7 protein-coding genes are annotated in these 5669 nt (G+C 71.5%); 1 reads left to right on the plus strand and 6 read right to left on the minus strand.

Annotated elements, in window-relative coordinates; genetic code table 11:
* Positions 1–34 precede the first annotated feature (34 nt).
* The 6 genes from SSP24_RS41845 to SSP24_RS41870 form a co-directional block, all read right to left on the minus strand.
* Positions 35–1900, minus strand: a complete 1866-nt coding sequence (locus tag SSP24_RS41845) for an FtsK/SpoIIIE domain-containing protein (protein WP_229866375.1) — start codon at positions 1898–1900, stop codon at positions 35–37.
* Positions 1901–2274: 374 nt separating this feature from the next.
* Positions 2275–2802: a hypothetical protein gene (locus SSP24_RS44800; RefSeq protein ID WP_229866376.1), complete on the minus strand. Its 528-nt coding sequence runs from the start codon at positions 2800–2802 to the stop codon at positions 2275–2277.
* Between the two features lie 40 nt (positions 2803–2842).
* Positions 2843–3211: a DUF6251 family protein gene (locus SSP24_RS41855; RefSeq protein WP_141316391.1), complete on the minus strand. Its 369-nt coding sequence runs from the start codon at positions 3209–3211 to the stop codon at positions 2843–2845.
* On the minus strand, positions 3211–3552 hold the full coding sequence (locus SSP24_RS41860; RefSeq protein WP_141316393.1) for an RRQRL motif-containing zinc-binding protein: 342 nt from the start codon (positions 3550–3552) through the stop codon (positions 3211–3213). The genes SSP24_RS41855 and SSP24_RS41860 overlap by 1 nt, the downstream gene beginning before the upstream one ends.
* Positions 3552–4442: a DUF2637 domain-containing protein gene (locus SSP24_RS41865; RefSeq protein ID WP_141316395.1), complete on the minus strand. Its 891-nt coding sequence runs from the start codon at positions 4440–4442 to the stop codon at positions 3552–3554. Before SSP24_RS41865 ends, SSP24_RS41860 begins: the two co-directional genes overlap by 1 nt.
* Positions 4439–4702 carry a DUF6284 family protein gene (locus SSP24_RS41870; protein ID WP_141316397.1) on the minus strand — a complete coding sequence of 88 codons (264 nt, stop codon included), beginning with the start codon at positions 4700–4702 and terminating at the stop codon, positions 4439–4441. The genes SSP24_RS41865 and SSP24_RS41870 overlap by 4 nt, the downstream gene beginning before the upstream one ends.
* A 510-nt stretch (positions 4703–5212) precedes the next feature.
* Here SSP24_RS41870 and SSP24_RS41875 point away from each other — a divergent pair.
* Complete coding sequence (locus SSP24_RS41875) at positions 5213–5608, plus strand: GntR family transcriptional regulator (RefSeq protein ID WP_141316399.1); 396 nt, start codon at positions 5213–5215, stop codon at positions 5606–5608.
* Positions 5609–5669: the final 61 nt, after the last annotated feature.

Genomic DNA, 5669 nt, shown 5'->3' on the forward strand with positions numbered 1-5669 from the left:
GTTGCCGTTGGTCGGACTGTTCAGGCGGCGCTGCTCACGCGACCTCGCGGCCGGGCAGGAGCATGCCGTCGTCGCTCTTGCGGAGGGCTCCCGCGGCCGTGAGTGCCTTGATCTCACGGGAGACGGTGCCCTTGTTGATCCCGGTGCGGTCGGTGATGTCCCGCAGAGTGCGGGCACCGTCCTGAACCGCCTGCAGCACCCGGTCACGGTTCGTCGCCGGCGCGGACGCCGTGCCGTCCGTCGGGGTGGTGGGCTCCTTGACCAGGTGGAGCGTGCTCCCGGTCGGCCGGGAGGATGCGCGGTGCCAGATGGGCCGGTCGGGCAGGGCGATCACATCGGCCGGGGAGAACGCCCGGGTGTTGATCGGGTGGGGCTTGGCCTTCGGCCCGGACCGGAGCAGGGCGACGCCCGGCATCGGCAGGTCCTGCGCCGCCCAGCCCTTTTCGGCTGCGTCGTCACCGAACACCACACGGGACTCACCCGAGGTAGACACCGCCAACGCCGCGCGGTAGGTGATCTGCGCCGCGATCTGCGGGTCAATGCCCGGAGAATCGCCGGACATCGTGGGCTTCTGCGTGGCCCAGATCAGGATGATCTCTGCGGCGCGCGCCATACGGGCGATGGTCCGCAGGTTCTCGATGATCCGGCCGTAGCCCTTGACCTTGCTCATGGCGATCATCTCGGCGCCCTCGTCCACGAACACCGTGATCCGGGGCCGCTCCGGGCTGATCTGGATGACGTCCTGACCGCGCGGGACCAGCTGCAGCCGCTCGTGCATCTCCGCGACCAGCTCATCCGAGACGTCGAGCACCTCGTCAGGGGTGATCGCCGTGCGGGAACGGTGCTCCCAGTTCAGGGCCTCCACCCGCTTGGGGTCGATGACGACCAGGCGGTGATCCTCGGCCTCCGAGCCCTCCGCGAGCAGAGCCCGCGTCGACCAGGACTTGCCCGAGCCGGACGTGCCCGCAATCAGCATCCGGCGGCCCAGCGGAACCATCACCGGCTCACCCGTGACCGTGTCGACTCCCCACGGCGCCCCGGGCTCCCAACCGGACAGGTCGATGCCGTCGGCCGCGCTGCGGGTGCGCAGCGTGATCGTGGCGCGGTCGCCGTGGCTGCCCGACGTGATCTCCATGCGCAGGTCGGTCCGCGCCCCGAGCAGGGCCCGGATCTCGTCCGACTTGGCACGGAAGGTTTTCGGCGTCCACCGGCCGTCGAGACGCACGTGCGAGACCAGTCCGGCCGGGGTGAGCTTGGCTGGGGTGGGCACGGTGCCCGACAGGCCGCGTGCGTCGGCGTTCTGCACCCAGAACGACGGGTCCAGCCGCGAGGCCAGGCGCCGCTCTTCTGCGGTCATCCCGTCATCGAGCCGCACCGACGGCTGACGCCGCCCCAGCCACAATCCTGCGGCGTTCAGGCCGATCAGCCCGGCGGACACGGACACCGGCCACAGCGTGAGCGAGTGCGCGGCGTCCGACATCAGCCACGTGGCCAGTCCGCTCGGCACGGTGTGCGCGGCGTGCGCCTGCACGGCGCGGGCCGCGAGGGTGGCGGGGTAGTTCTTCCGCGCTGCCTTCAGCACGGTCCGTGCCTGGCTGTGGTGCTGCCGCGCGGCCTTGTGCGCGGTGCGCGCGGCCCGACGGTCCGCGGACAGCGGGTTGTTGGACGCCTTGCGGGCCGCACTGCGCTGACTGCGGGCCATCGCAGCGGTGGAGCGGGCGGAGTTGTGCTCCCGCTGCGCCGCCATGAGCGCCTTCAGGTTCTCCGGGGTCCGCATCTGCGCCCGGCGTTCGGCCTCCCTGTCCCACCACGCGGCGAACGGCGCGCACATCGGCGCGAGTGCGTCCAGCGCCGCGTTGGTGGTGTTGGTCGTGGTCGACCATGCTTGCTTCCAGTCCACGAAAGAGTCCTCCAAGACCGTGGATGAGGGCCGGTGCGTCGTTGCGTGGCGTCACCGGCCCGCCCGAATTGCGATGGTTGGTGCTGCCGGTTGCGTCGACAGCACCGGTTGAGCCCCGCAACCCGCGTCTGACCTGCGAAGTTGCAGAGTTGCGCCGTTCCTGGGAAAGGGGCCCTACGCGCACGCGCGCGTAGAGGGGCCAAAAACGCGGTCACGCAGCGTCTCTGTGGGGCCGTGGGCGGCCGTATGCGGCCCCGGGGGTCTTCCACCCCGCGGGAGGGGGTCCAGGCGCCCTGCGGGCCGCCTACGGCTTCGGCCTACTTCGGGGCTAGTGAACAGCGCGACGGTAGACGGCGGTTGGCCCGGACGGTGCGTCAGGCCACGCGGTTCTCGCGGTGGCTGAGCTGGGACGGCTCGGTACGCGGGGCACCGGTCAGCCAGCAGAACGGGCGGATGCCGTCTGCGGCCTTGAAGACGCGGATGGCGGCTCCGTCCGTGGCGTGCGGCAGGCCGTAGACCCGGCCGCCTTCCAGGGAGGCCAGGAGCCGGGCGGCGTGGTGCTCGCAGCCGTCCGCGCCGGCGTTGTTCCGGTCGAGCACCGTCACGACGGGCGGGCCGTCGCACGGGCTCGGGTCGTCCGGGTGGGCGGCCGGGCAGCGGTGGGCGGTGCCGGGCGTGGGTTCGGCTTGGGTGCGGTCGGGCGCCGACGCGGGGAGTCCGCCCGCGCGACGGATGTCGTCCGCGGTGGCGCCGCATCGCATGGCCAGCTCGGACAGGGTGAGCGCGGCCTCCAGGGCGGGGGTGATGGCCGGGTCGGACAGGCCGTTGGTGTTGATGGACCTGATGGCAGCGGCCACGGCGTGTCCGGCTGTCTGCGTCAGGCGGTCGGGCTCGGTACGCATGACGTCCTCCTGGACGATGGGCGGTCAGTCGGGCGGGTCGTCAGCGTCCGCGGCGCAGACGCTTGGCGGCGGCCTTGCCGTCGTTGCCGCCGATCGAGCGGACGACGGTGACCACGCCCCAGGCCATGACCGCGGCCAGGAAGGCGAGCATCGCGAGGTTCGCGGCGATGGCGGTCAGGACACCGACCAGCAGCGGGCCGAAGTAGACACCGGCCGCGACCGCCCCGGCCCCGACACCGGAGCCGAGCGCGATGCGCTGCACCGTGCGGTCCGGCGGCGCCTGGTGGATGTGCACCACCTGCGGCCCGGTGGCCTGGTGAGCGGGCAGGGAGGCAGGGTCGGCGTAGACGTGGCTGCCGTCCGGGAGTTGCACGACCGTCAGCGGCCGCTTGTCAGGGAGCTGTTCCATCACGAGCCCTCCGGGGTGTTGTCGGGGAAAGCGCAGGGCGTGCACATGCCGAGCGAGGGCGGGATGACGTATCCCGCATCGCGGCGGCACTCGGGGCAGGTGCGGCGGGCGGCGTTGGCCTTGGCCAGAGCCGCCCACCGGGCCGGGGTCATCGGACGCACCGGCTTCGCTCGGTCGATGCGGTAGAGGTAGGCGACCAGCGGGCCCCGGCGCCGGCGGGGCCGTTCGAGCTGCGCGGCCACGTCCTGACCGCCGGGTCGCAGGCCGCGGGCGCGGAGTTGGCGGCGGGTGGCGTAGCCGTCCGGGGCGAGCCGCCACCGGTAGACGGGCAGCGCCGCCATCACACGACCTGAAGGCCGCGCTCGGCGCGCAGGGTGTCGCGCAGGGTCCGGGCGTTCGCCGGCGAGGTGCGGACCTCACGGCGGATGCCCTCGGCGGTCAGCCTCGCGTCCGGCCAATCGGCCGTGGCCTTGCGCGCCTCGGCCAGCAGCTCATCCGCCGTGCGCTTCGGGCGCGGGCTGCGGGCGACGTCGGGCACGCGGCCCGTGGCCCGGCGCGGCCGGGTCGACTCGGCCGCCACCGCACGCGGCTCGATCGGCGCCGTGGTCGGCTGCTCGATGCTGTGGACAGGCTTGGCCGGGACGGTCGACTTCAGGAAGCCGACAGCCACCGGTCGGGGCAGCACGGTCATGTTCGGCGTGATCGGCGCCGGGGTCGATACCGCGAGGTCAGAACTAGACCGATTCCTCATGGTCTCGGTCGATTCCTCCGCATTCGCGGTCGGGGCTGCGTTCGGAGTGGGGCGGTGGTGCAGCACCTTCGCCACCAGGTCCGAGCCGAAGTAGATCGACCCGACCGGAAGCGACGTGGCCAGCAGCACCAGCACCCAGTTCGCCGGGTCCCAGTCGGCCAGTCGACCCCAGTCGACCGACCGGCCGTGAAGCTCCGGGACCAGGCCGTGCACGTAGTTCAGCACGAGCGAGGCGATCGTGTAGGCGGCCAGCACCCGCAGCGCGAACGTCCGGTCCCGCCCGGCGAGCACGAGCGTCGCAATCAGCGCCAAGGCCATCAGGCCGTCGACGACGAACGGGTACAGCATCGCGGCCGTGTCGTCCGCGCCGATGGCGCCCGCGATGTCCCGCAGGGCGTTCCAGGACACCCTAAAGGCCATCGCGACCACGACGACCAGCGCGAGCACGAGAGCCGCGCGGCCCTTGCGGTGCAGGTTCATGCGGCACCGCCCGTCTGACCGGACAGGCCGTTGACGTGGTCGCGGTGCGCGGCGAGCACGCGCCGACGGGCCCGGCGGATACGCCGCTCGTCCAGCTCGCACGGCGTGCGGTCGATGACGACGATCTGCGCGTCCAGCAACTCCATCTCCGCACGGATGACGGGCATCTCCGCGTCGATGGCGTCCAGCTCCGCGTCCGTGGGCTCCATCCACGGCTCGAACGCGGTAACAGCCTCCTGAACAGTCACGATGTGGTCCATGGGTCGTGTTCTCCCTCACAGGTGGCAACGGCCCGAACAGCGGCTCCCGGGAGGCACCCGGGAGCCGCGCGCCGTTGAAGTCGGAACATCCGGCTCCCCACGCCTCGCCCGTACGGCTACGAGGGCCGGACGGGCGGGGGAGGCAACCGGCCGCCGCAGAAGGCGGCGGAAGGGTTGAGGTCGCGCTGTACCGCGCACGGGGACAGAACCCGTGCGCGCCCGCCCTCTTGCTCGCAAAGGGGGGACGGGCTTCCCTCGGCACGCTGTTGAGTTCTCAAGGCACAGTCGCTTCCGGCGAGCGCGGTAACCCCTGGTCAGAGGGGCTCCCGCCCTGCGGGACGGGACCCGTCGGGCGCGTTCTTGCAGGTCAAGCACTTGCGAAGCCAGCCGATGAAGCCCTTCCGGGCCTACCGTTCCGGCGTGAGTCCAGATTGACCTAGGTCAATCTGCCTGTCAAGGGAGTCCGCCGAAGGATCAGAGATTGACCTAGGTCCGGCTACTCTCGATGCCATGGACCAGAGCCCCGAAGCGCCCAAGCAGACGCCCACGGCCAAGGAGATCGCGGCGCAGTTCCGCGAGAAGATCACGGGCCCCGACCGCGAGTACGAGCCGGGCGATCAGCTCCCAGCCGCTCGCAAGCTCGCCAAGGAACTTGGCGTGCAGCTTATGACTGTTCAGAGCGCGTTCGGTCAGCTCCGTGACGAGGGATTGGTTCTCACCCAGCAGGGCCGCGGGACGTTCGTCCGCGATCCTTCTGTGCCCCTCGGAAGCGAGCCGGGCAGTAGCCCTGCGTTCACCGCACTGGCCGCGGAACTCAGCACGATTCATGACGCCCTGCGCCTACTTGGCGAGCGGCTGGATCGCCTTGAGCGGCTTGTGGGTAACGAGACTCCACCAGCGCCGTGAGTTCGTCCGCGCGCCTCAGTAGTCGTTCGACCTTGGCGCGGGCCTCGCTCAAACTCGCTTT

Source organism: Streptomyces spinoverrucosus (assembly GCF_006539505.1).
Lineage (GTDB): Bacteria > Actinomycetota > Actinomycetes > Streptomycetales > Streptomycetaceae > Streptomyces > Streptomyces spinoverrucosus.